Consider the following 24,708-nt stretch of genomic DNA (forward strand, 5'->3'; position numbering starts at 1 on the left):
GCCCGCCGAGTCCTGCGCCCTTTCCGACGAGTAATTACTGCGATCCGGGGGCCGCCGAAGAGTGCGTGACTTCCCTGCTCAGTGAGCAGATCGAACGCCCGGCTCCGGCCTTCTCACCCTGGTCGCGGGCGTTCAACTGAGACGTTGCGGCACTCATGGGCTCTGGATATGTTCCTGTCGCCGGTGGGCTCGACTCTCAGGGTATTCATCAACGTCACCCGGTATCTCTGTCTTGAAGTTACTGACGGCAATCGTGAGGTGGCGTGTTGTGCGGCAGGGGCCCCGGGGCCTTTCCGCGGTGAAAGCGTGACTGTATTCCACAGCCGGGCGCGGGTGTTCTTCCCCTGTTGCCCTTGCATCAATTTTGCGTAATTCCCAGGTAACCCGCATCGCGGTCGCGGAGATCAGCAGCGGCGTATTCTCGGCAAGCAGGGATGGCGGATTCAGATGGCCAACGAAGACAAGCTCCGCGATTACCTCAAGCTCGTGACGGCCAATCTGCGTCAGGTCCGCCGCCGGCTGGCCGAGGTCGAGGAACGGGGCCAGGAGCCGATTGCGATCGTCGGGATGGGCTGCCGCTTCCCCGGCGGTGTCCACGGCCCCGATGACCTGTGGCAGCTGCTCGCATCGGGCACCGACGCGATCGGCCCGTTCCCGCAGGACCGCGGCTGGGACCTGGAGAACCTCTATGACCCCGACCCGGACCACCCGGGCACTTCGTACGCGCGGCACGGCGGCTTCGTCTACGACGCCACCGGCTTCGACGCGGAATTCTTCGGGATCAGTCCGCGTGAGGCCGTGTCCATGGACCCGCAGCAGCGGGTGCTGCTCGAAGTGGCCTGGGAGGCGTTCGAACAGGCCGGCATCAACGCGGACTCGCTGCGCGGCTCGGCCACCGGCGTGTTCGCCGGCTCCTACGGACAGGGCTACGGCACCGACCCCTCGACCAGGTCCGGCGGCTCCGAGGGTCACCTCCTCACGGGCGTGTCGACCAGCGTCACCTCGGGGCGGCTGGCGTTCACCTTCGGCCTGGAGGGCCCGGCGGTGACGGTGGACACCGCCTGCTCGTCCTCGCTGGTGGCTCTGCACATGGCGGCCCAGGCGCTGCGTTCCGGGGAGTGCTCGCTGGCGCTGGCCGGCGGCTCCACGGTGATCTCCGCACCCTCCGTGTTCGTGGGCTTCTCCCGGCAGCGGGGCATGTCGGTGGACGGGCGCTGCAAGTCGTTCAGCGAGGGGGCGGATGGCTCGGGCTGGGCCGAGGGTGTGGGCCTCCTGGTGGTGGAGCGTTTGTCGGACGCGCGGCGCAACGGGCACAAGGTCCTTGCTGTGATGCGTGGTTCGGCGATCAACCAGGACGGCGCGTCGAACGGTCTGACGGCGCCCAACGGGCCCGCGCAGCAGCGGGTGATCCGAGCGGCACTGGCCAACGCCGGTGTATCGGCGTCCGACGTGGACGTGGTGGAGGCACACGGATCGGCGACCAGGCTGGGTGATCCGATCGAGGCCGAGGCGCTGCTGGAGACCTACGGCCGGGAGCGTCCGGAGGGCCGGCCGCTGTGGCTGGGTTCGGTGAAGTCCAACATCGGCCACACCCAGGCCGCCGCGGGCGTCGCGGGTGTGATGAAGACGGTACTGGCCCTGCAGTACGGCGAGTTGCCCCGCACGCTGCATGTGGACAAGCCGACGCCGCACGTGGACTGGTCGGCGGGTGGCGTGGAGCTGCTGGCTGAGCCGGTTGCGTGGCCGAGTGGTGAGCGGGTGCGGCGGGCGGGTGTGTCCGGTTTCGGGATGAGTGGCACGAATGTGCACGTGATCCTGGAGGAGGCGCCGGTCGGGGAGGTCGGGCCTGCGGAGCCGGGCGAGGCCGATGTGCTGGATGGGCCCGCCGAGGAAGTTGTGGGATCTGCCGGGCCGGCGGTGCTCTCGGATGGGCAGGCTGCTGCGTGGCTGGTGTCGAGCCGGTCCGTCGCGGGGCTGACCGCGCAGGCCGACCGGCTGCGGGAGTGGGTCGCGGGTCGCCCGTCGCTGGAGCCGGCTGATGTGGCGTGGTCGTTGGCTGCCGGCCGGTCGGTGTTCGAGCACCGTGGTGTGGTGGTCGGGGATGGCCGGAACGGGCTGTTGTCCGGTCTGGACGGGCTGGCTTCGGGGGTGGTTTCGCCTTCGGTGGTGTCGGGGGTGGCGCGTTCGACCGGTCGGACGGTGTTTGTTTTTGCGGGTCAGGGTGCGCAGTGGGTGGGGATGGGGCGGGAGCTGTTGGGCTCCTCGCCGTTGTTCGCCGCCCGTCTCGCGGAGTGTGAGGCTGCGCTTGCCCCGTATGTGGACTGGTCGCTGAGTGGTGTTCTGTCGGGCGCGGACGGGGCTCCCGAGCTGGAGGCGGCCGAAGTCGTACAGCCCGCGCTGTGGGCGGTGATGGTGTCGCTGGCCGCGGTGTGGGAGGCGGCGGGTGTCGCCCCTGACGCGGTGGTGGGTCATTCGCAGGGTGAGATCGCTGCGGCGACGGTGGCGGGGATGTTGTCGCTGGAGGATGCGGCCCGTGTGGTGGCGGTGCGGTCTCAGGCGCTGTCCGGGCTCGCGGTGTCGGGGTCGATGGTGTCGGTGGTCATGCCCGCCGATCCGGTGCGGGAATTGGTGGACGGCTGGGACGGCCGGTTGTCGGTAGCCGCGGTGAATGGCCCGGCCGCCGTGGTGGTCTCAGGTGATCCGGAGGCGTTGGCTGAGTTCGAGAGGGAGTTGGCCGCTCGCAGGGTGATGCGTTGGCGGATTCCGGCGACGGATTTCGTGGCGCACTCCCCGGCGGTGGATCCGTTGGCGGGGCAGTTGGAGGGGGAGCTGTCCGGGATCGTCCCGCGTACCGGTCGGGTGCCGATGGTGTCCACGGTGACCGGTGAGTGGCTCACGGGTCAGGAGGTGGACGCGGCCTACTGGTTCGCGAATCTGCGGCGGATGGTGCGGTTCGAGGAAGCCGTACGGAGCCTGCTGGACGCCGGTTACGGGGCGTTCGTCGAGGTGTCGCCGCATGCGGTGCTGACTGCTTCGGTGACGGAGACGGCGGAGGACGCCGGGGTCGGTGAGGTGCTGTCGATCGGCACGCTGGCTCAGGAGGATGCCGGGGCCGCGCGTCTCCTGCGGTCCTTTGCAGAGGCGCATGTGAACGGGCTCCCCGTCGACTGGGGCAAGGTTCTCCCGGCCGGTGCGGCGGTGGAGCTGCCCACGTACGCCTTCCAGCGTCATCGCTACTGGCTGGAGCCCTCCGCCACGGCGGTGGCCGGTGCGGATGGTGCGTCGACCGAGGCGGAGGCCCGGTTCTGGGCGGCCGTCGAGGGCGGTGACCTCTCGGGTGTCGCGGACGCACTGGCTCTGGAGGACCAGCAGCAACTGGCCGAGATACTCCCTGCGTTGGCGTCCTGGCGGCGCCGGGAGCAGGAGCGTACGGCCACCGCCGACTGGCGTTACCAGGTGGGCTGGACGCCGGTTGCCGAAAGGGGCCAGGCCCGGCTGTCCGGTACGTGGCTGCTCGTAGTTCCCGCGGGCTCCGCCGAGGGCGGTCGGACAGGGCAGTGCCGCGAGGTGCTGATGGCGCGCGGAGCGGATGTCGAGCTGCTGGAGGTGGCCGGGGCCGCCGGGCGGTCGACGGTGGCCGAGCAGGTCCGCGCGGTGGTCCCGGTGGACGGATTCGCCGGGGTGTTCTCGCTGCTCGCGCTGGATGAGACGCCGATGGCCGCGTACCCGGCGGTGACGGTGGGGCTGGGTGCGACGCTCGGCCTGGTGCAGGGTCTCGGCGACGCCGAGGTCGAGGCCCCGCTCTGGGTGGCCACCCGCGGCGCCGTCGCGACCGGGCCCGGTGAGGCGCCTGCCGACCCGGTGCAGGCGCAGATCTGGGGCTTCGGCCGGGTGGTCGGTCTTGAGCATCCGGAGCGTTGGGGCGGGCTGGTCGATCTGCCTGCCGAGTTCGACGGGCAGGACGGGAAGACCGCTGCCCGGCTGGGCGCGGTGCTCGCGGGCTGCGGAGAGGACCAGGCGGCGATCCGTCCGGCCGGGATCCTCGGACGGCGGCTGACCCGAGCCCCGCAGCTGAGCGCGGCGGACCAGGAGTGGAGGCCACGCGGAAGCGTCCTGGTCACCGGCGGCACCGGAGCCGTGGGCAGGCAGGTCGCGCGCTGGGCCGCCGCACGCGGTGCCGCCCGGCTGGTGCTCACCGGCGGCGCAGGCCCCGAGGCCGAGGGTGCTGCCGCGCTCGCCGCCGAACTGGCCGCCCGGGGATGCCGGGTGGACGTACTGGACTGCGACGCGGCCGACCGCGCCCGGACGGCCGGGGCACTGGCCTGGACCGAGGCGTCCGGACCGGCGCTGTCCTCGGTCTTCCATCTCGCGGAGGTGGTCGACAGCGTCGCGGTGGACGGCTTGGACGCCACGCAGCTCGCCCCGGTGCTCGCGGCCAAGGCGGGCGCGGCAGCCGTACTGGACGAGCTGACCGCCGGATCGGACCTCGACGCCTTCGTTCTGTTCTCCTCGGTCGCCGCCGTCTGGGGCGGCGGCCGCCAGCCCGGCTTCTCGACGGCCAACGCCTACTTGGACGCGCTGGCGGAGCAACGGCGGGCCCGCGGCGCGACCGCGGTATCGGTGGCCTGGGGCCCGTGGAACGTCGGTACCACCAGCACCGGTGACGACGGCGTCCAGCTGGAGCGGCGCGGGCTGCGGCTGATGGACCCGGACCTGGCCACCGGCGCACTGGCCCGGATCCTGGACTGCGGCGAGACCCGGCCGGCGGTGGTGGACGTGGACTGGGCGAGGTTCGCCCCGCCGTTCACCCTGCGTAGGCCGAGCCCGCTGATCGACGGACTGCCCGAGGTCGTCGAGGCCCTCGCGGGCACCGATTCCGAGCAGAACGTCGAGCCCGGGGCGAGCAGCCCGCTGGTGCAGCAGCTGGCCGAGCAGACCGGGACCGAGCAGCAGCGCACCCTGACCCAACTGATCCGGGGCGAAGCGGCAGCCGTGCTGGAGCACGCCTCTCCGGAGGCGGTCGGCAGCGGCCGGGCCTTCAGCGAGCTGGGCTTCGACTCGCTGACCGCGGTCGAACTCCGTAACCGGCTGGCCACCGCCACCGGACTCAAGCTGCCCGCCACACTGCTCTTCGACTACCCCAGCCCCACGGTGCTGGCCGGCTATCTGGTCACCGAGCTGCTGGGCAGCCGGACCGCGAGTGCCGGCGCCACCCCCGTCCCGGACACGGTGGCCGCGGACGACGATCCGGTGGTCGTCGTCGGCATGGGCTGCCGCTTCCCCGGCGGCGTCAAGTCCCCCGAGGACCTCTGGGAGTTGCTGGCCACCGGCACCGACGCGATCGGGGCCTTCCCCCAGGACCGCGGCTGGGACCTGGACGCCCTCTACGACCCGGATCCGGACGCGCCGGGCACCGCATACGTACGCCAGGGCGGGTTCGTCTACGACGCCGCCGGGTTCGACCCGGGCTTCTTCGGGATCAGCCCCCGCGAGGCGCTGGCCATGGACCCGCAGCAGCGGCTGCTGCTCGGCACGTCCTGGGAGGCCCTGGAGCGGGCCGGTATCGTCCCCGGCTCGCTGCGCGGCAGCCGTACCGGGGTGTTCGCGGGCGCCAGCTTCGCCGGTTACGGCCTGTCCCGCCCGGACGCCACCGAGGGCCTGGAGGCGCACCTGCTGACCGGCACCACGACCAGCGTGCTCTCCGGCCGCATCGCCTACAGCTTCGGCCTTGAGGGCCCCGCGGTCACCGTGGACACCGCCTGCTCCTCGGCGCTGGTGGCCGTCAACATGGCCTCGAAGGCGCTGCGTTCGGGGGAGTGCACGCTGGCGCTGGCCGGTGGCGCCTTCGTCGCGTCCACCCCGGAACTGTTCGTCTGGGTCAGCAAGCAGCGCGGGCTGGCCCCGGACGGCCGCTCGAAGTCGTTCTCCGCCGACGCGGACGGCATGGGCATCGCCGAGGGCGTCGGCATGGTGGTCCTTGAGCGGCTCTCCGATGCCCGGCGCAACGGCCACCCCGTACTGGCCGTGGTGCGCGGCTCCGCCGTCAATCAGGACGGTGCCTCCAACGGCCTCACCGCGCCCAACGGACCCTCGCAGCAGCGGGTGATCCGGGAGGCGCTGGCCGGCTCCGGGCTGACCACGGCCGATGTGGACGCGGTGGAGGCACACGGCTCCGGCACCACCCTTGGCGACCCCATCGAGGCACAGGCGGTGCTGGCCACCTACGGCCAGGGCCGCCCCGACGGCCGGCCGCTCTGGCTGGGCTCGGTGAAGTCCAACATCGGGCACACCCAGGGCGCGGCCGGTATCAGCGGCCTGATCAAGATGGTCCTGGCGCTCCAGCACGAGCAGCTGCCGCAAACCCTCCACGCCGAGCAGGCGTCGCCGCACGTGGACTGGGAAGCGGGCGACGTACGGCTGCTGACCAGGGCGCAGCCCTGGCCGTCCGACGGCGTGCGGGCACGACGGGCCGGGGTCTCCTCCTTCGGCGTCAGCGGCACCAACGCGCACGTCATCCTCGAAGAGGCCCCGGAGCCGGCCGGGTCGGACGTGGTCGCGGCCACCGGCCCGTCCGGCGGGGCCGGGGCCGCTGAGGCCGCGGCGCCGCGGCCCCCCGCGGTCCTCGACGCGACCGGCGGTGTCGCCTGGCTGGTGTCCGGGCGTACGGCGGACGGTCTGCGCAGGCAGGCGGCCCGGTTGGCGGAGCACCTGGCGACTCACCCCGGGGCGGACCCCGCTGATGTCGCCTGGTCCCTTGCGGCGACCCGCTCGGTGCACGAGTACCGGGCTGTGGTGACCGGTGGCGACAGTGCCGAACTCGCTGCGGGAATGGCCGCGTTGGCCGCCGGGGAGAGCGACCCCCGGGTGGTCGCCGGTACCGCCGCGGCCGTCGAGGGCGACGAGCCCGTCTTCGTCTTCCCCGGCCAGGGCGCCCAGTGGGCCGGCATGGGCCGGGAACTGCTGTCCGCATCGCCGGTGTTCGCGGCCCGGTTCGCGGAGTGCGCCGCGGCGCTCGAACCGTACGTGGACTGGTCGCCGGCCGATGTGCTGGCCGGTGCGGACGGGGCGCCGGGGCTGGAGCGTGCCGACGTGGCGCAGCCGGCGCTGTGGGCGGTGATGGTGTCGCTGGCCGCGGTCTGGGAGGCCGCGGGTGTCACCCCCGGCGCGGTGGTCGGCCACTCGCAGGGGGAGATCGCCGCTGCCACGGTGGCCGGCATCCTCTCCCTCCCGGACGCGGCCAGGGTCGTGGCGGTGCGCAGCCAGGAGCTGTCCGGTCTGGGCACCGGCGGCGGCATGCTGTCGGTGGTGATGCCCGCCGCGGCCGTACGCGAACTGCTGGAGCCCTGGGGCGACCGGCTGGCCGTCGCCGCGGTGAACGGGCCCGCCGCCACCGTGGTCTCCGGTGAGACCCAGGCGCTGGCCGAGTTCGGCGCCGAGCTGGCGGCCCGCCACATCATGCGGTGGCCGGTCCCGGTGACCGACTTCGTGGCGCACTCGGCCGGGGTGGCGCAGCTGTCCGGGGTACTGACCGAGCGCCTGTCCGGCATCCGGCCGGAGGCCGGGCGGATACCGATGTTCTCCACCGTCGAGTGCCGCTGGGTGGACGGCGCGGAGCTGGACGCCGGCTACTGGTTCGCCAACGTACGCCGGACCGTGCGATTCCACGAGGCGGTACAGGAACTGGCATCGGCCGGGAACCGGACCTTCGTCGAGGTTTCCCCGCAGCCGGTGCTGACCACCGGGATCAGCGAGAGCATCGAGGAGCTGACATCGGTCGGCACCCCGGTGATCACCGGGACGGTGGACCGGGAGAACAGCGGCCCCCAGCGGCTGCTGGCCGCCCTCGCCCAGGTGCACGTGGCGGGCACCGCCGTGGACTGGCGCCGGGTGCTGCCCACCGGAAGCCGTGTCGACCTGCCCACGTACGCCTTCCGCGACCAGCGCTACTGGCTCGGCGCCGACCGCCCGGCCGGACCCGTCACGGACGCCATCGGCGGGGCCGGTGCGGCAGGCGAGGCCGAGTCCCGCTTCTGGGCGGCCGTCGAGGAAGGCGATCTGCGGCAGCTCGCCGACACCCTCGCCGTGGACGGAGCGCAGCCCTTCGGTGAGGTGCTCCCCTCGCTGGCGTCCTGGCGGCGGCGCGAGCGGGAGCGCGACGTCACCGGCAACTGGCGCTACCGGGTCAGCTGGACGCCGCTCAGCGACCCGGCACCGGCCAAGCCGGCCGGCACCTGGCTGGTGGCGGTCCCCGCAGAGCACACCGGCGGCACCGCGGACCTGGTCCGGGCGTGCGTCGGCGCGCTGACCGCGCGCGGCGTCCGGGCCGAGGCCGTCGAGGTGGCCACGGGCACCGCGGAGCGTGGAGCGCTGGCCGCCGATCTCGTACGGGCTCTGCACCCCGGCCACGCCGGGGCGGCCGGACCTGACGCAGCGCAGGACGCACCCACTTCGGTGGCCGGGGTGCTGTCGCTGCTGGGGCTGGACGAGGAGCCGACCGCCCGGCACCCCGCGCTGCCCGGCGGGCTGGCGGGGACGCTGACCCTGGTGCAGGCGCTGTCCGACGCCGGGATCACCGCACCCCTGTGGATGGTCACCACCGGGGCGGTGGCCAGTGCGCCCGGCGACCCGCTGACCCGTCCCGTACAGGCCCAGACCTGGGGACTCGGCAGGGTCGTCTCGCTGGAACAGCCCGACCGCTGGGGCGGGCTGATCGACCTGCCCGCGGTCCTGGACGACCGGGCCGCGAGCCGGATGTGCGCGGTCCTCGCAGGCTGCGGGGAGGACGAGGTGGCCATCCGGTCCGCCGGGATCCTCGCCCGCAGGCTGACCCGGGCCCCGCAGCCCGCCGCGGACCGGGAGTGGACGCCCCGCAGCACCGTCCTGATCACCGGCGGCACCGGCGCCGTCGGCGGGCATGTCGCCCGCTGGCTGGCCGGCCGCGGCGCCGAACGGCTCGTGCTGGCCAGCCGGTCGGGCGCCGCAGCCCCGGGCGCCGCCGCACTCGCCGCGAGCGCGGCAGCCTCCGGCACCACCGTGGAGATCCGTCGCTGCGACAGCGCGGACCGCTCCCAGCTGGCCGCCCTCCTGGACCGGATCGCCTCCGACGGACCGCCGCTGACCGCCGTCATGCACACCGCGGGCGTCCTCGACGACGGGGTGCTGGACCGGCTGGACGCCGACCGGCTGGCGAACGCCCTGGCCGCCAAGGCCGCAGGAGCCGTCCACCTCGACGAACTGACCGCCGACCGCGAGTTGGACGCCTTCGTGCTGTTCTCCTCGGCCGCAGCCACCTTCGGCGGTGCCGGGCAGGCCAACTACGCGGCGGCCAACGCCTTCCTGGACGCCCTGGCGGAGAACCGGCGCTCCCGTGGGCTTCCGGCGCTCGCCGTCGCCTGGGGCCCCTGGTCCGGCGACGGCGTGTCCCAGGCCACCGAGGCGGCCCGGCAGCGGCTGCGCCGCAACCGCTGGGAGGTCCTCATGGACCCGGCGCTCGCGGTCAAGGCCCTGGGCACCGCACTGGCCGGCACCGACACCGTACTGACCGTGATGGACCTCGACCTCGACGCCTTCGCTTCCGCACCCGGGCAGGAACAGGCTCTGGAGGCCCCGCTGTTGCGCGACCTCATCGAGGTCCAGCAGCTCAAGGCCGTCCGGCGCACCGAGAGTGGCGCACAGCAGGCCGAGGGCGAACTGGGCCGGCAGCTGGCCGGACTGTCCAGGACCGAGCAGGACCGGCTCCTGGTGGGCCGGATCCGGGACGAGGCCGCCGGAGTGCTCGGCCACGCCGACTTCGACGAGGTCGAACCGAACCGCGCCTTCAGCGAGCTGGGCTTCGACTCGCTCACCTCGGTCGAGCTGCGCAACCGCATCGCCGCAATGACCGGGCTCCGGCTCCCGGCAACGCTCATGTTCGACCACCCCACCCCCGCGGTGCTCGCCGAGCACCTGCGGACCACGCTGCTCGGCGCTCTGGACATGAACACCGCGTCGGCAGGCAGCGCCGCGACCCCGGAGCTGCCGGACCGCACGGGCGAGGACCCGATCGCCGTCGTCGCCATGAGCTGCCGTTTCCCCGGCGACCTCAACACCCCGGAAGAGCTCTGGGAACTGCTGGCCGGCGGCGGCGAGGGGATCTCGGGCTACCCGAAGGACCGGGGCTGGGACAAGAACGCCCTGTTCGACCCCGACCCCTCGCACGCCGGAACCTCGTACACCCGCGAGGGCGGCTTCCTCCACCAGGCCACCCGGTTCGACGCGGGCTTCTTCGGAATCAGCCCGCGCGAGGCACTGGCCATGGACCCGCAGCAGCGTCTGATGCTGGAACTCTCCTGGGAGGCGCTGGAGTCCACCGGCCTCGACCCGGCAACCCTGCGCGGCTCGCGTACCGGTGTGTTCATCGGCGGCTACTCCTCCAACTACGCGCTGGCCAGCATGCAGCTCGGCGGCGAGGAGAGCGCGGCCCAGGTGGAGGGACACCTGGTGACCGGGAACGCGACCAGCATCATCTCCGGCCGTGTCTCGTACGTACTCGGCCTCGAAGGCCCGGCGATGACGGTGGACACCGCCTGCTCCTCCTCGCTGGTGGCGCTGCACACCGCCGCCCGGTCCCTGCGGTCCGGGGAGTGCCCGCTGGCACTGGTCGGCGGGGTCGCGGTGATGGCCACCCCGTGGGAGATGGTCGGCTTCGCCCGGCAGCGCGGGCTGGCGGCGGACGGGCGCAGCAAGGCGTTCTCCGCCGAAGCGGACGGCATGGGTATGGGTGAGGGCGCCGGCATGGTGGTGCTTGAGCGGCTCTCGGACGCCCGCCGCAACGGGCACCGGGTCCTCGGCGTCATACGCGGCTCCGCCATCAACCAGGACGGTGCGTCCAATGGCCTGACCGCCCCCAACGGCCCGTCCCAGCAGCGTGTGATCCGCGCGGCGCTGGCCGATGCCCGCCTCACCCCGGACGAGGTGGACGCGGTGGAGGCACACGGCACCGGCACCCCGCTCGGCGACCCGATCGAGGCCCAGGCGCTGCTGGCGGCCTACGGCCAGGACCGCCCGGCGGACCGGCCGCTCTGGCTGGGCTCGGTGAAGTCCAACATCGGCCACACCCAGGCCGCCGCCGGTATGGCGGGCCTGATCAAGATGCTGCTGGCACTGAGGCACGAGCAGCTGCCGCGCACCCTGCACGTGGACGAGCCCTCGCCGCACATCGACTGGCAGGCCGGCGAAGTGCGGCTGCTCGCGGAGCCGGTGGCATGGCCGGCCGGGGAGCGCCCGCGGCGGGCAGCCACCTCCGCGTTCGGCATCAGCGGCACCAACGCCCACGTCATCCTGGAAGAGGCCCCGCCCGAGGACCCCGCCGAGGCCGGCGAGTCCGCCGATGCGGGATCCGGGGCGGCCCGGCCGGAGCGGGACGCGGTGCCGGTGCTGGCGCACACGACCGCCGGTGCGTGGCTGGTGTCGGGGCGTTCTGCTGAGGGTCTTGCGGCGCAGGCGGACCGGCTGGGGGAGTGGGTGTCGGCCCGTCCGGAGCTGGAACCGGGTGATGTGGCGTGGTCGCTGGCGGCGACACGCTCGGCCTTCGAGCACCGCGCCGTCCTGGTCGGCACCGAGCGTGCGGAGCTGGTCTCGGGTCTGCGTCAGCTGGCGGCGGGTGCGCCGTCGGGTACGACGGTGACCGGTGTGGCCCGGACGGGTGCCCGGGTGGGTCTGATTTTCGCGGGTCAGGGTGCGCAGTGGACGGGTATGGGCCGGGGTCTGTATGCGGGCAGTCCGGTCTTCGCTGAGGTGTTTGACCGGGTGTGCGGGTTGTTGGAGCTGGAGTTGGGTTCCTCGGTTCGGGTCCGGGATGTGGTCCTGGGCGTGGATGGTGTGGATTCGGGGCTTGCGGATCAGACGTTGTATGCGCAGGCGGGGTTGTTTGCTTTCGAGGTTGCTCTGGCGGGTGTGCTGGAGGCGTCTGGTGTGAGGCCGGATGCGGTGGTGGGCCATTCGGTGGGTGAGGTGGCTGCCGCGTACGTCGCGGGGGTGCTCTCGCTTCCTGATGCGTGCAGGTTGGTGGCGGCGCGTGCCCGGTTGATGCAGGAGCTGCCCGCCGGTGGTGCGATGGCTGCGGTCAACGCGCCGGAGGCGGAGGTAGTCGCCTCGTTCGCGGAAGTGACCGGGGATGTGGTGGTCGCCGCGGTGAACGGGCCGGATTCCGTGGTCGTTTCCGGTGAGGCCGAGGCCGTCGACGCGGTGATGGAGCTCTGGCGGGATCGGGGTTCCCGGGTACGGGGGCTGCGGGTGTCGCACGCCTTCCACTCCCCGGCGATGGATCCGGTGCTCGGTGAACTGGGTTCTGTGGCTGCCGGGTTGACGTACCACCGGCCTGACGTGTTGTGGGCGGGCGCGCTGAGTGGTGAGTTGGTGGCCGAGCCGGAGGCCGGTTACTGGCCTGCGCAGACCCGGCAGGCGGTCCGGTTCGCCGACGCGGTGGCCGCACTCGGGAGGGAGGGCATCTCCGTCTTCGTCGAAGTCGGCCCGGACGGCTCGCTCTCGTCCCTCGGCGCCGAAGCGGTGGCCGGTGCCGACCGTGCCGAGCCCGCCTTCGTACCGCTCCAGCGGCGCAGGGACGACGGTGTGGCGAGCCTGCTGACCGGTCTGGCGCGAGCCTTCGTCACCGGGGTCCAGGTGGACTGGAAGCGCGTGCTGCCCATCGCGGAGCCGGTGGAGCTGCCGACGTACGCCTTCCGGCACCAGCGGTACTGGCCGGACGGGATACAGACCCTCCCGCACTCCTGGGGTGACGGCACGGGAACGGCTGCCGAGGCGCAGTTCTGGGCGGCGGTGGAGGAGGGCGACCTCTCCCGGATCGCCGACACCCTGGCCGTCGAGGACGAGCAGCAACTGGCCCACGTACTGCCAGCGTTGGCGTCCTGGCGACGCCGCGAACGGGACCGGTCCGCCACCGCCGACTGGTGGTACCGGGTGGACTGGGAGCGGGTCACGGACCCCGCCCCGGTGGAACTGGCCGGCAACTGGCTGCTGGTGGCCCCGGCAGGACAGGCCGCGGAGGCGCTCACCGAGCACTGCGCGCAGGCGCTGACCGCCGGTGGCTGCCGGGTGGTGCCCCTGGTGACCGCGGAGACCACCGACCAGGAACGGCTGGCGGCACAGATCGCCGCGGCGCTCCCGGAGGACGGTGTCGCGGGCGTCGTATCCCTGCTGGCCGTGGACGAGACCCCGCTGCCGGAGCACCCGACACTGGCGAACGGTCTGGCCGGTTCCCAGACCCTGACGCAGGCCCTGGTCGCCGAAAGGGTGCTCGCGCCGGTGTGGGGGGTGACCCGCGGCGGTGTCGCCGTCGCGCCGGAGAAGGCGCCGGCCGGCCCGGTGCAGGCGCAGGCGTGGGGGCTCGGCCGGGTTGTCGTACTGGAACACCCGGACCACGGCGGCGGGTTGATCGACCTGCCGGAGCAGTTCGACGAGCGGACCGCGGAACGGCTCCGTGCGGTGATCGCCGGATGCGGCGAGGACCAGGTGGCCATCCGCCCGTCCGGGATCTACGGACGCCGTCTGACCCGCGCCGCGCAGCCGCGGGGCGGCGGGGCGCCGTGGGTGCCCCGCGGCACCGTCCTGATCACCGGCGGCACCGGTGCCATCGGCGGGCGCGTGGCACGCTGGCTGGCCGGTCGCGGCGCCAAGCGGCTCGTCCTGACCAGCCGCTCCGGTCCCGCCGCCGCCCACAGCCGTGCGCTTGCGGTGGAGTTGGCAGCGGCCGGAGTGCAGGTGGATGTACTCGCCTGCGACGCGGGCGAGGAGTCCGCACTGGTCGGCGCGGTCGACTGGATCGGCGCCGGCGGCCCGCCGCTGACCGCCGTCATGCATGCGGCCGGCCTGGGCCAGATGACCGCACTGGACGAGGCGTCGGTGCCGGAACTGGCCGCGGTCCTCGCGGCCAAGGCAGCAGGCGCCGCCGCCCTGGACCGGATCACCGCGGACCTGGAGCTGGACGCCTTCGTACTGTTCTCATCGGTCGCCGCCACCTGGGGCAGCGGAATGCAGGCCGGTTACGCGGCGGCCAACGCCTACCTCGACGCCCTGGCCGAGGACCGCCAGGCCCGCGGCCTGGCCGCCACCTCGGTGGCCTGGGGCCCCTGGGGCGGTGGTGGCATGACCGACGAGGAGGCCACCGGGCACATGGAGCGGCGCGGTCTGCGCCTGATCGATCCGGACGCGGCGATCCGCGCCCTCGGCCAGGCGCTCGACGGAGGCCGCCCGACCGTCACCGTCGCGGACGTGGACTGGGAGCGGTTCGCGCCGCCGTTCACGCTGCGCCGGCCAAGCCCGCTGATCGAGAGCCTGCCCGAGGTCGCCGAAACGCTGGCCGCCAGGGGCGACGGCGACGGCGCCGACGAGGAGTCGGCAGCGGGCAGCGCGCTGGCCCGCCAGCTCGCCGCCCTGCCCCGGGTGGAACAGGACCGGCTGCTGACCCAGCTGGTACGCACCGAGGCCGCCGCCGTGCTGGGCCACGCGAGCGCCGAATCCGTGGAGGCCGACCGGGCCTTCAACGACCTCGGGGCCGACTCGCTGACCGCCGTCGAGCTCCGGGACCGGCTGGGCAGGTCCACCGGGCTGCGGCTGCCCAGCACCCTCCTCTTCGACTATCCGACCTCGGCCGCGCTCGCCGACCATCTGCGGGTCCGCCTCACCGAGGAGTCCAGCCCGGCCAAGCCCGTACTGGCCGAACTGGACCGGCTGGAGGACATGCTCGCCGCGGTGTCCGGCGGCGACTCCGCCCAGATCACCAACCGACTTGAGGTCGTCCTCTCCAAGTGGAAAGAGACCCAGGCCCAGATCGCCGAGACCGGGGTTGCCGAGAAGCTCGAATCGTCGTCCGACGACGAGGTCTTCGACTTCATCGGAAAAGAACTCGGAATCTACTGACCAGCCAGCGTGACCAGCCAGCGACGCGACTTCTTCGACGAGGTGACGTAAGTGAGCGAGGAGAAGCTTCGCTATTTCCTCAAGCGGGTGACCGCCAACCTGCACGAGACCAGGCAGCGTCTGCAGGAGGTGGAAGCGGCCGGCGGCGAGCCCATCGCCCTGGTGGGCATGGGATGCCGCTTCCCCGGCGGGGTGCGCAACCCCGATGCCCTGTGGCAACTCCTGTACGCAGGAGAGGAGTCGGTGGCCGGGCTGCCGCAGGACCGCGGCTGGGACCTGGGCGGCCCGGACGGCACGGGCGAGGAAGCCGCCGAGGTGCGGGCGGGCAACTTCATCTACGACGCCACCCGGTTCGACCCGGCCTTCTTCGGGATCAGTCCGCGTGAGGCCGTGTCGATGGACCCGCAGCAGCGGGTGCTCCTTGAGGTCGCCTGGGAGGCGCTGGAGCGCTCCGGTATCGACCCGGTCTCGCTGCGTGGCTCCGCCACCGGCGTGTTCGCCGGCGGCTCGGCGTCCGGCTACGGCTGGGCCAGCGGCGAACAGGGCGATCTGGACGGGCACGTGATGACGGGCAACGCCATGAGCGTGCTGTCCGGCCGCATCTCCTACACCCTGGGCCTTGAGGGCCCCGCGGTCACCGTGGACACCGCCTGCTCATCGGCGCTGGTCTCGCTCCACCTGGCCTGCCAGGCGCTGCGCTCCGGGGAGTGCTCGATGGCGCTGGTCGGCGGCGCCTATGTGGCGGCAACCCCGGTGCTGTTCACCGACTTCAGCCGCTCTCTGGGGCTCTCCCCTGACGGGCGGTGCCAGGCGTTCGGGTCCGGCGCCGACGGCATGGGCGTCGCCGAGGGCGTCGGCGTGGTGGTGGCCGAGCGGCTGTCGGACGCGCGGCGCAACGGGCACAAGGTCCTGGCCGTGGTGCGTGGTTCGGCGATCAACCAGGACGGTGCGTCCAACGGCCTGACCGCGCCCAACGGCCCCTCGCAGCAGCGGGTCATCCGCGCCGCTCTCTCCAGCGCCCGCCTCTCGGCCAACGATGTGGACGTGGTGGAGGCGCACGGAACGGGCACCCCGCTGGGCGACCCGATCGAGGCGCAGGCGGTGCTGTCCACCTACGGCCAGGAGCGGCCGGAAGGGCGCCCGCTGTGGCTGGGTTCGGTGAAGTCCAACATCGGCCACGCCCAGCAGGCCGCGGGCATGGCCGGGATCATCAAGATGGTGCTCGCGCTGCAGAACCAGCACTTGCCGCGCACCCTGCACGTCGAGGACCCCACCGACGAAGTGGACTGGTCGGCGGGTGGCGTGGAGCTGCTGGCTGAGCCGGTTGCGTGGCCGAGTGGTGAGCGGGTGCGGCGGGCGGGTGTGTCCGGTTTCGGGATGAGTGGCACGAATGTGCATGTGATCCTGGAGGAGGCGCCGGTCGGGGAGGCCGAGCCTGCGGAGGACGCGGACGAGGCCGATGCGCTGGAGGGGCCCGCTGAGCAGGCCGAGACGGCCGAGGAAACCCCTGAGCCGGCGGTGCTGTCGGATGGGCAGGCTGTGGCGTGGCTGGTGTCGAGCCGCTCGGCGGAGGGTCTGACGGCGCAGGCGGGGCGGTTGCGGGAGTGGGTGGCGGAGCGTCCGTCGCTGGAGCCGGCCGATGTGGCGTGGTCGCTGGCTGCTTCGCGGTCGGTGTTCGAGCACCGTGGTGTGGTGGTCGGGGATGGCCGGGATGCTCTGCTCAGTGGGGTACAGGGTCTGGCGGCCGGTGAGTCGTCGCCTTCGGTGGTGTCCGGGGTTGCGCGTTCCACCGGTCGTACGGCGTTTGTGTTCGCGGGTCAGGGTGCGCAGTGGGTGGGGATGGGGCGTGAGCTGCTGGGCTCCTCGCCGTTGTTCGCGGCCCGTCTTGCGGAGTGTGAGGCTGCGCTTTCCGCGTATGTGGACTGGTCGTTGAGTGATGTGCTGGCGGGTGTGGGGGGCGCGCCGTCGTTGGAGGCTGCTGCGGTGGTGCAGCCGGTGTTGTGGGCGGTGATGGTGTCGTTGGCCGCGGTGTGGGAGGCGGCTGGTGTTGTTCCCGATGCGGTGGTGGGGCATTCGCAGGGTGAGATTGCTGCGGCGACGGTGGCGGGGATGCTGTCCCTAGAGGACGCCGCACGGGTGGTGGCGGTCCGGTCCCAGGCGCTGTCGGGGCTCGCGGTGCCGGGGTCGATGGTCTCGGTGGTCATGCCCGCCGATTCCGTGCGGGAGCTGCTGGAGAGGTGGGAGGGGCGGCTCTCGGTTGCTGCGGTGAATGGGCCGGCCGCTGTGGTGGTCTCCGGTGAGCCGGAGGCGTTGGACGGGTTCGAGCGGGAGTTGGCCGCGCGGAAGGTGCTGCGCTGGCGGATTCCCGCGACTGATTTCGTGGCGCACTCCCCTGCGGTGGAGCCGTTGGCGGGGCAGTTGGAGAGTGAGCTCTCCGGGATCGTTCCGCGCTCCGGTCGGGTGCCGATGATGTCCACGGTGACCGGTGAGTGGCTCACGGGTGAAGAGGTGAACGCGGCCTACTGGTTCGCGAATCTGCGGCGGACGGTGCGGTTCGAGGAGGCCGTACGGAGCCTGCTGGACGCCGGTTACGGGGCGTTCGTCGAGGTCTCACCGCATCCGGTGCTGACCGCGGCGGTCACCGAGACCGCGGAGGACGCGGGGGCCGGTGAGGTGCTGTCGGTCGGCACGCTGGCCCAGGAGGATGCCGGGACCGCGCGTCTGTTGCGGGTGTTCGCGCAGGCGCATGTGAGCGGGCTGCGGGTCGACTGGGGGAAGGTCCTCCCGGCCGGTGATGTGGTGGAGCTGCCCACGTACGCCTTCCAGTACCGACGCTACTGGCTGGAGCCCTCCGCCACGGGCGGATCCGCAGCTCCCGTTGCGGACGGGGCGTCCGGAGCGGCCGAAGCCCGGTTCTGGGCCGCCGTCGAAGGCGGCGATGTGGCGCATATCGCCGAGGTGCTTGAGCTGGACGACGAGCACTCGCTTGACGAGGTGCTGGCCGCACTCAGCTCCTGGCGGCGCCGGGAGCAGGACCGGTCGGCCACCGCCGACTGGCGCTACCAGGTCGGCTGGGCGCCCGTGGCGGACCCGGTCGCCGCCGTCCTCACCGGGCGCTGGCTGCTGCTCACCGGACCGGACGGCGACGGCCCGACCCGGGCCTGTGCCGAGGCACTTGCCGCCCGCGGAGCCGACACCACGGTCGTCCGTGTACCCGCGGACGCCGTGGACCGCACCGCGATGGCGACCGTTATCGGCAGTGCGCTGCAGGACACCGAGGCACCCGCGGGGATCGTGTCCCTGCTCGCCCTGGACGACAGCCCGATGGTCCGTTACCCGGCGGTTCCCCTTGGCCTCGCCCGCACACTGGCCGTGGTGCAGGCACTGGGCGACACCGGAGTCGACGCGCCGCTGTGGGTGCTGACCCGCGGCGCCGTCGCCGCCACGCCCGATGAGTCGCCCGCCGCCCCGGCGCAGACCCTGACCTGGGGCTTCGGCCGGGTCGTAGGGCTGGAACACCCCGACCGCTGGGGCGGGCTGATCGACCTGCCGACCGGGTTCGGCGGGCAGGACGGCGTGGAGGGTCAGGTCGCGGCGCGGCTGTGCGCGGTGCTGGCCGGCTGCGGCGAGGACCAGGCCGCCATCCGCCCGACCGGGATCTTCGGCCGCCGGCTGAGCAGGGCAGGCCGTCCCCGCGGCACGGCCGGGCAGTGGAAGCCCGGCGGCAGCGCCCTGGTCACCGGCGGCACGGGTGCCATCGGTGGGCACGTGGCCCGCTGGCTGGCCGGCCGCGGTGCCGAGCGGCTGGTCCTGACCAGCAGGTCAGGTCCGGCGGCTGCCGGGGTCGCCGCACGGGCCGCCGAACTGGCCGCCCTGGGAAGCCGGGTGGACGTACTGGCCTGCGACGCGGCAGACCGCGACCAGCTGGCCGGGGTGCTCGGCCGGATCGCCGCGGAAGGCCCCGCGCTGACCACGGTGCTGCACACCGCAGGCGTCAACCAGGCCACCCTGGTGCAGGACACCGACCTCGCCGAAACGGACGCCGTACTGGCTGCCAAGGCGACCGGTGCGCTGCACCTGCACGAACTGACCGGCGAACTCGGCCTGGAACTCGATGCGTTCGTGCTGTTCTCCTCGATCTCGGCCACCTGGGGCAGCGGCCTCCAGCCCGCCTACGCCGCCGCCAACACCTTCCTGGACGGCCTCGCCGAGTACCGCAGGGCGCAGGGGCTGCCCGCGACCTCGGTGGCCTGGGGATCCTGGGGCGGCGGCGGGATGACCGACGAGGCGGGCGCGGCGCAGGGTATCCGGCGTGGCCTGATCGTCATGGACCAGGACCTCGCCGTACAGGCGCTGGCCCAGGTCCTGGACAGCGGCGAACCCCGGCTGACCGTGGCTCACGTGGACTGGGAGCGGTTCGCGCCGCCGTTCACGCTGCGCCGGCCCAGCCCGCTGATCGAGAACCTGCCGGACGTCCGGGACGCACTGGCCGGAGACCGGCCGGACGCACCGGGGAGCGACGACGCGACGGCAGGCCGGGGCACCGGGGCTTCCTGGCGCCAGGAGCTGGCGGGTCTGTCCCGTACCGAGCAGATGCGGACGCTGGTCTCCCTCGTCCAGACCCAGGCGGCCGCGGTCCTCGACTACGCCTCGCCCGACGAGGTCGAGGCCACCCGCGCCTTCAGCGACCTCGGTTTCGACTCGCTGACCTCGGTCGAACTGCGTAACCGGCTGAGCAGCGCCACCGGTCTGCAACTGCCCGCCACCCTGATGTTCGACGCCCCCACGCCCGCCGCGTCCGCCGAGTTCCTGCTGGCCGAACTGGCCGAGCTGCCCGGCATGCCGGACGGCGTACAGCCGGACGGGATGCGCACCGCTCCGGTCCTGGCGGCGGCGCCCACGGACGAACCGCTGGCGATCGTCGGCATGGCGTGCCGGTACCCGGGCGGGGTGACGGGACCGGAGAAGCTGTGGAACCTGGTCACCGCCGGGACCGACGCCGTCTCCGTACTGCCCGATGACCGTGGCTGGGTCTTCGAGGACCGGGAGGGGGACGCCCAGGGGCCCATCCGCTCCGGTGGCTTCGTCTACGACGCGACCGGCTTCGACGCGGGCTTCTTCGGGATCAGTCCGCGTGAGGCCGTGTCGATGGACCCGCAGCAGCGGGTGCTCCTTGAGGTCGCCTGGGAGGCGCTGGAGCGCTCCGGCATTGCCCCGGCATCCCTGCGCGGTACCGGGACCGGTGTGTTCGTCGGCGCATCCGCCTCCGGTTACGGCTGGAGCTCCGGCGTGCAGAAGGAACTCGACGGCCACCTGGTGACCGGCATCTCCACCAGCGTGGTGTCCGGCCGGGTGTCGTACGTGCTCGGTCTTGAGGGCCCTGCGGTGACGGTGGACACCGCGTGCTCCTCCTCGCTGGTGGCGCTCCACATGGCCTGCCAGGCGGTGCGCTCCGGGGAGGCATCGCTGGCCCTGGCGGGCGGGGTCATGGTGGCGGCCAACCCGCTGCTGTTCGACCAGTTCAGCCGGCAGATGGGACTGGCACCGGACGGCCGGTGCAAGCCGTTCTCCGCCGACGCGGACGGCATGGGTCTCGGCGAAGGCGCCGGCATGCTGGTGGTGGAGCGTTTGTCGGACGCGCGGCGCAACGGGCACAAGGTCCTTGCTGTGGTGCGTGGTTCGGCGATCAACCAGGACGGTGCGTCGAACGGTCTGACCGCCCCCAACGGTCCGTCGCAGCAGCGGGTGATCCGTGCGGCGCTGGCCAACGCGGGTGTCTCGGCGGCCGATGTGGATGTCGTGGAGGCTCACGGCACCGGCACCCCGCTGGGCGACCCGATCGAGGCGCAGGCGCTGCTGGCGACCTACGGTCAGGAGCGTCCGGATGACCGTCCGCTGTGGCTGGGTTCGGTGAAGTCCAACATCGGCCACACCCAGGCTGCTGCCGGTGCGGCCGGTGTCATCAAGATGGTGCTCGCACTCCAGCACCGGGAGCTGCCGCAGACCCTGCACGCAGCCGAGCGGTCACCCCACATCGACTGGTCGGCCGGTGATGTCAGGCTGCTGACCGATGCGGTCGCGTGGTCGGCGGAGGACCGGGTACGTCGTGCCGGCGTCTCGTCGTTCGGCATGAGCGGGACCAACGCCCACCTCATCCTGGAAGAGGCCCCGGCCGAGGAGACCGAGCCGGCCGACGCCGACCAGGCGCCCGAGCCGACGGACAACGTCCCCGCACTCCTCGCTGCGGGCGAGGCCACCGCGTGGCTGTTGTCCGGCCGGTCCGTCGCGGGGCTGACCGCCCAGGCCGACCGGCTCCGCGAATGGGTCGACGTCCGCTCGGATGTGGGCCCTGCTGATGTGGCGTGGTCGTTGGCTGCTACGCGGTCGGTGTTCGAGCATCGTGGTGTGGTGGTCGGGGATGGCCGGGGCGGGCTGCTGGAGGGTGTACGGAGTCTGGCGGTCGGTGAGTCGTCGCCTTCGGTGGTGTCGGGGGTTGTGCGTTCGACGGGGCGTACGGCGTTTGTGTTTGCGGGTCAGGGTGCGCAGTGGGCCGGTATGGGGCGGGAGTTGTTGGCTTGCTCGCCGTTGTTCGCGGCTCGGTTCGCGGAGTGTGAGGCTGCGCTTTCCGCGTATGTGGACTGGTCGTTGAGTGATGTGCTGGCGGGTGTGGGGGGTGCGCCGTCGTTGGAGGCTGCTGCGGTGGTGCAGCCGGTGTTGTGGGCGGTGATGGTGTCGTTGGCCGCGGTGTGGGAGGCGGCTGGTGTCGTTCCCGATGCGGTGGTGGGGCATTCGCAGGGTGAGATTGCTGCGGCGACGGTGGCCGGGATGCTGTCCCTTGAGGACGCGGCCCGTGTGGTGGTGGTGCGTTCTCGCGCGTTGTCGGGGTTGGCGGTGTCGGGGTCGATGGTGTCGGTCGTGATGCCGTCGGGTTCGGTGCGGGAGCTGGTGGACGGCTGGGGTGGCCGGTTGTCGGTTGCTGCGGTGAATGGGCCTGCCTCGGTAGTGGTCTCGGGTGAGCCGGAGGCGTTGGACGGGTTCGAGCGGGAGTTGGCGGCGCGGAAGGTGATGCGTTGGCGGGTTCCGTCGACTGATTTCGTGGCGCATTCTCCGGCGGTGGAGCCGTTGGCGGACGTGTTGCGGAGTGAGTTGTCAGGGATCGTTCCGCGCTCGGGCCGGGTGCCGATGATGTCCACGGTGACGGGTGAGTGGCTCACGGGCGAGGAGGTGGATGCGGGGTACTGGTTCGCGAATCTGCGGCGGATGGTGCGGTTCGAGGAAGCCGTCCGTACGTTGCTCGGTTCGGGTTACGGGGCGTTCGTCGAGGTCTCACCGCATCCGGTGCTGACTGCTTCGGTGGTGGAGACCGCGGAGGACGCGGGTGCCGGTGAGGTGCTGTCGGTCGGCACGTTGGCCCAGGAGGATGCCGGGGCCGCACGTCTGCTGAGGGTCTTCGCGCAGGCGTACGTGAGTGGGCTGACGGTGGACTGGCAGAAGGTCCTCCCGGCCGGTGATGTGGTGGAGCTGCCCACGTACGCCTTCCTGCACCGCCGGTACTGGCTGGAGCCCTCCGCCACGGCGGTGGCCGGTGCGGATGGTGCGTCGACCGAGGCGGAGGCCCGGTTCTGGGCGGCCGTCGAGGGCGGTGACCTCTCGGGTGTCGCGGACGCACTGGCTCTGGAGGACCAGGATCAGCTGGGCGGAGTACTGCCCGCGTTGGCGTCCTGGCGGCGCCGGGAGCGGGAGCGTTCGGTCACCGAGAGCTGGCGGTACCGGATCACCTGGGCGCCGGTCCCGGAGACGGGTCCGGCCCGGCTGTCCGGCACATGGCTGCTTCTTGCCCCGGCCGGGCAGGCGGACGGTTCGATGATGCGGCAGTGCCGCGACGCACTGTCCGCTCTCGGGGCGGATGTCGAGCTGTTGGAGGTGGCCGGGGCTGCCGGCCGGGAGGTGGTGGCCGAGCAGGTCCGCGCCGTGCTTCCGGTGGATGGATTCGCCGGGGTGTTCTCGCTGCTGGCGCTGGATGAGTCGCCGATGGCCGCGTACCCGTCGGTGACCGTGGGGCTGGGCGCGACGCTCGGTCTGGTGCAGGGGCTCGGCGACGCGGAGGTGGAGGCCCCGCTCTGGGTGGCCACATCGGGTGCGGTGGCCGGAGCGCCCGCCGAGTCGCCGGTCCGTCCGCTGCAGACGCAGGTGTGGGGGCTGGGCCGGGTGGCCGGCCTTGAGCATCCGGAGCGTTGGGGTGGGCTGGTCGATCTGCCTGCCGAGTTCGACGGGCAGGACGGGAAGATCACCGCCCGGCTGGGTGTGGTGCTGGCTGGCTGTGGAGAGGACCAGGCGGCGATCCGTCCGGCCGGGATCCTCGGACGGCGGCTGACCCATGCCCCGCAGCCGACCGCATCGGACCGGGAGTGGACACCACGCGGGAGTGTCCTCGTCACCGGCGGCACCGGTGCCATCGGCGGGCATGTGGCGCACTGGGCAGCCGGCCGGGGTGCCGAGCGGCTGGTCCTGACCAGCAGGTCAGGTCCGGCGGCTGCCGGGGTCGCCGCACGGGCCGCCGAACTGGCCGCCCTGGGCAGCCGGGTGGACGTACTGGCCTGCGACGTGAGCGACCGGGCCCAGGTGGCCGGGGCGCTCAGCCGGATCGCGACGACCGGCCCGGCGCTCTCCGCGGTGCTGCACACCGCCGGAATCGGGCAGGCCGTGCCGGTGGCCGAAGCCGACCTGGCCGAGACGGACGCGGTCCTGGCGGCCAAGGCGTCAGGAGCCCGGCATCTGGACGAGCTGACCCGCGAACTCGGTCTGGAACTCGACGCGTTCGTACTGTTCTCGTCCATCTCGGCGATCTGGGGCAGCATCGTGCAGCCCGCCTACGCCGCCGCCAACACCTATCTGGACGGCCTCGCCGAGCGCCGCAGGGCGCAGGGCCTGGCAGGGACCTCGGTGGCCTGGGGCCCCTGGGGCGGCGGCGGCATGACCGACGCCGAGACCGCGGGACGGCTGGCCCGCGGCGGTGTGGCGCTGATGGACAAGGACCGCGCCGTGCAGGCGCTGGCGCATCTCGTGGACGGCAGGGAAGGGCCGCTGACCATTGTCGACGTGGACTGGTCACGGTTTGCCGTGCCGTTCACGCTGCGCCGGTCCAGCCCGCTCATCGAGAGCCTGCCCGAGGTCGCCGCAGCTCTGGCGGAGGAGGCGGCCGAGCCGGTCACCGATCCGGCCGCCGGAGCCTCGCTCCGCGAGGAGCTGGCCGGGCTGCCGCAAGCCGAGCAGCACCGGGCGCTGGTCCGTCTGGTGCAGACGCAGGCCGCCGCGGTGCTCGACTACGCCGCGCCGGAGGACGTGGAGGCCACCCGTCCTTTCAGCGACCTCGGTTTCGACTCGCTGACCTCGGTCGAGCTGCGGAACCGGGTGAGCAGCGCCACCGGCCTGCAGCTTCCGGCCACGCTGTTGTTCGACCACCCCACCCCGGAAGCAGTGGCCGGCCACCTCTGGAACGAGGAGTTCCAGGACGGTACGGCCCCGGTGTCGCTGGTGGAGGAGGTCGACCGGCTCGGGTCGCTGCTGACCGGGACGGCGCCGGACGAGAAGACGTACGAGATGGTCACCGAGCGCCTGCAGGGTCTCCTCACCCAGTGGAAGGAGACCGGCGCTCCGGAAGAGAGTCAGGCAGTCGCGGAGAAGATCGGATCCGCAACCGACGACGAGATATTCGAGTTTATCCACCGGGAACTCGGCCGGTAATTGGTACCCCGTCAGGTGCGGATGGCACGTGTGGGTTTTTCACGAACT

General features: G+C 72.7%; 2 protein-coding genes. Both read left to right on the forward strand.

The window, feature by feature from the left end; translation table 11 throughout:
• Positions 1-447: 447 nt before the first annotated feature.
• Positions 448-14,916 (forward strand): type I polyketide synthase, encoded by a 14,469-nt coding sequence (locus ACWGKJ_RS13230; protein WP_453315728.1) that lies wholly within the window; start codon positions 448-450, stop codon positions 14,914-14,916.
• Between the two features lie 51 nt (positions 14,917-14,967).
• Entirely contained in the window at positions 14,968-24,660 is a 9,693-nt protein-coding gene (locus tag ACWGKJ_RS13235; RefSeq protein ID WP_385024853.1) for a type I polyketide synthase, read from the forward strand.
• Positions 24,661-24,708: the final 48 nt, after the last annotated feature.

This window comes from Streptomyces sp. NPDC054757 (genome assembly GCF_053612185.1).

Coding starts and splice junctions, on each gene's coding strand:
- ACWGKJ_RS13230 (WP_453315728.1), top strand. CDS start 448: ATGGCCAACGAAGACAAGCTCCGCGATTACCTCAAGCTCGTGACGGCC.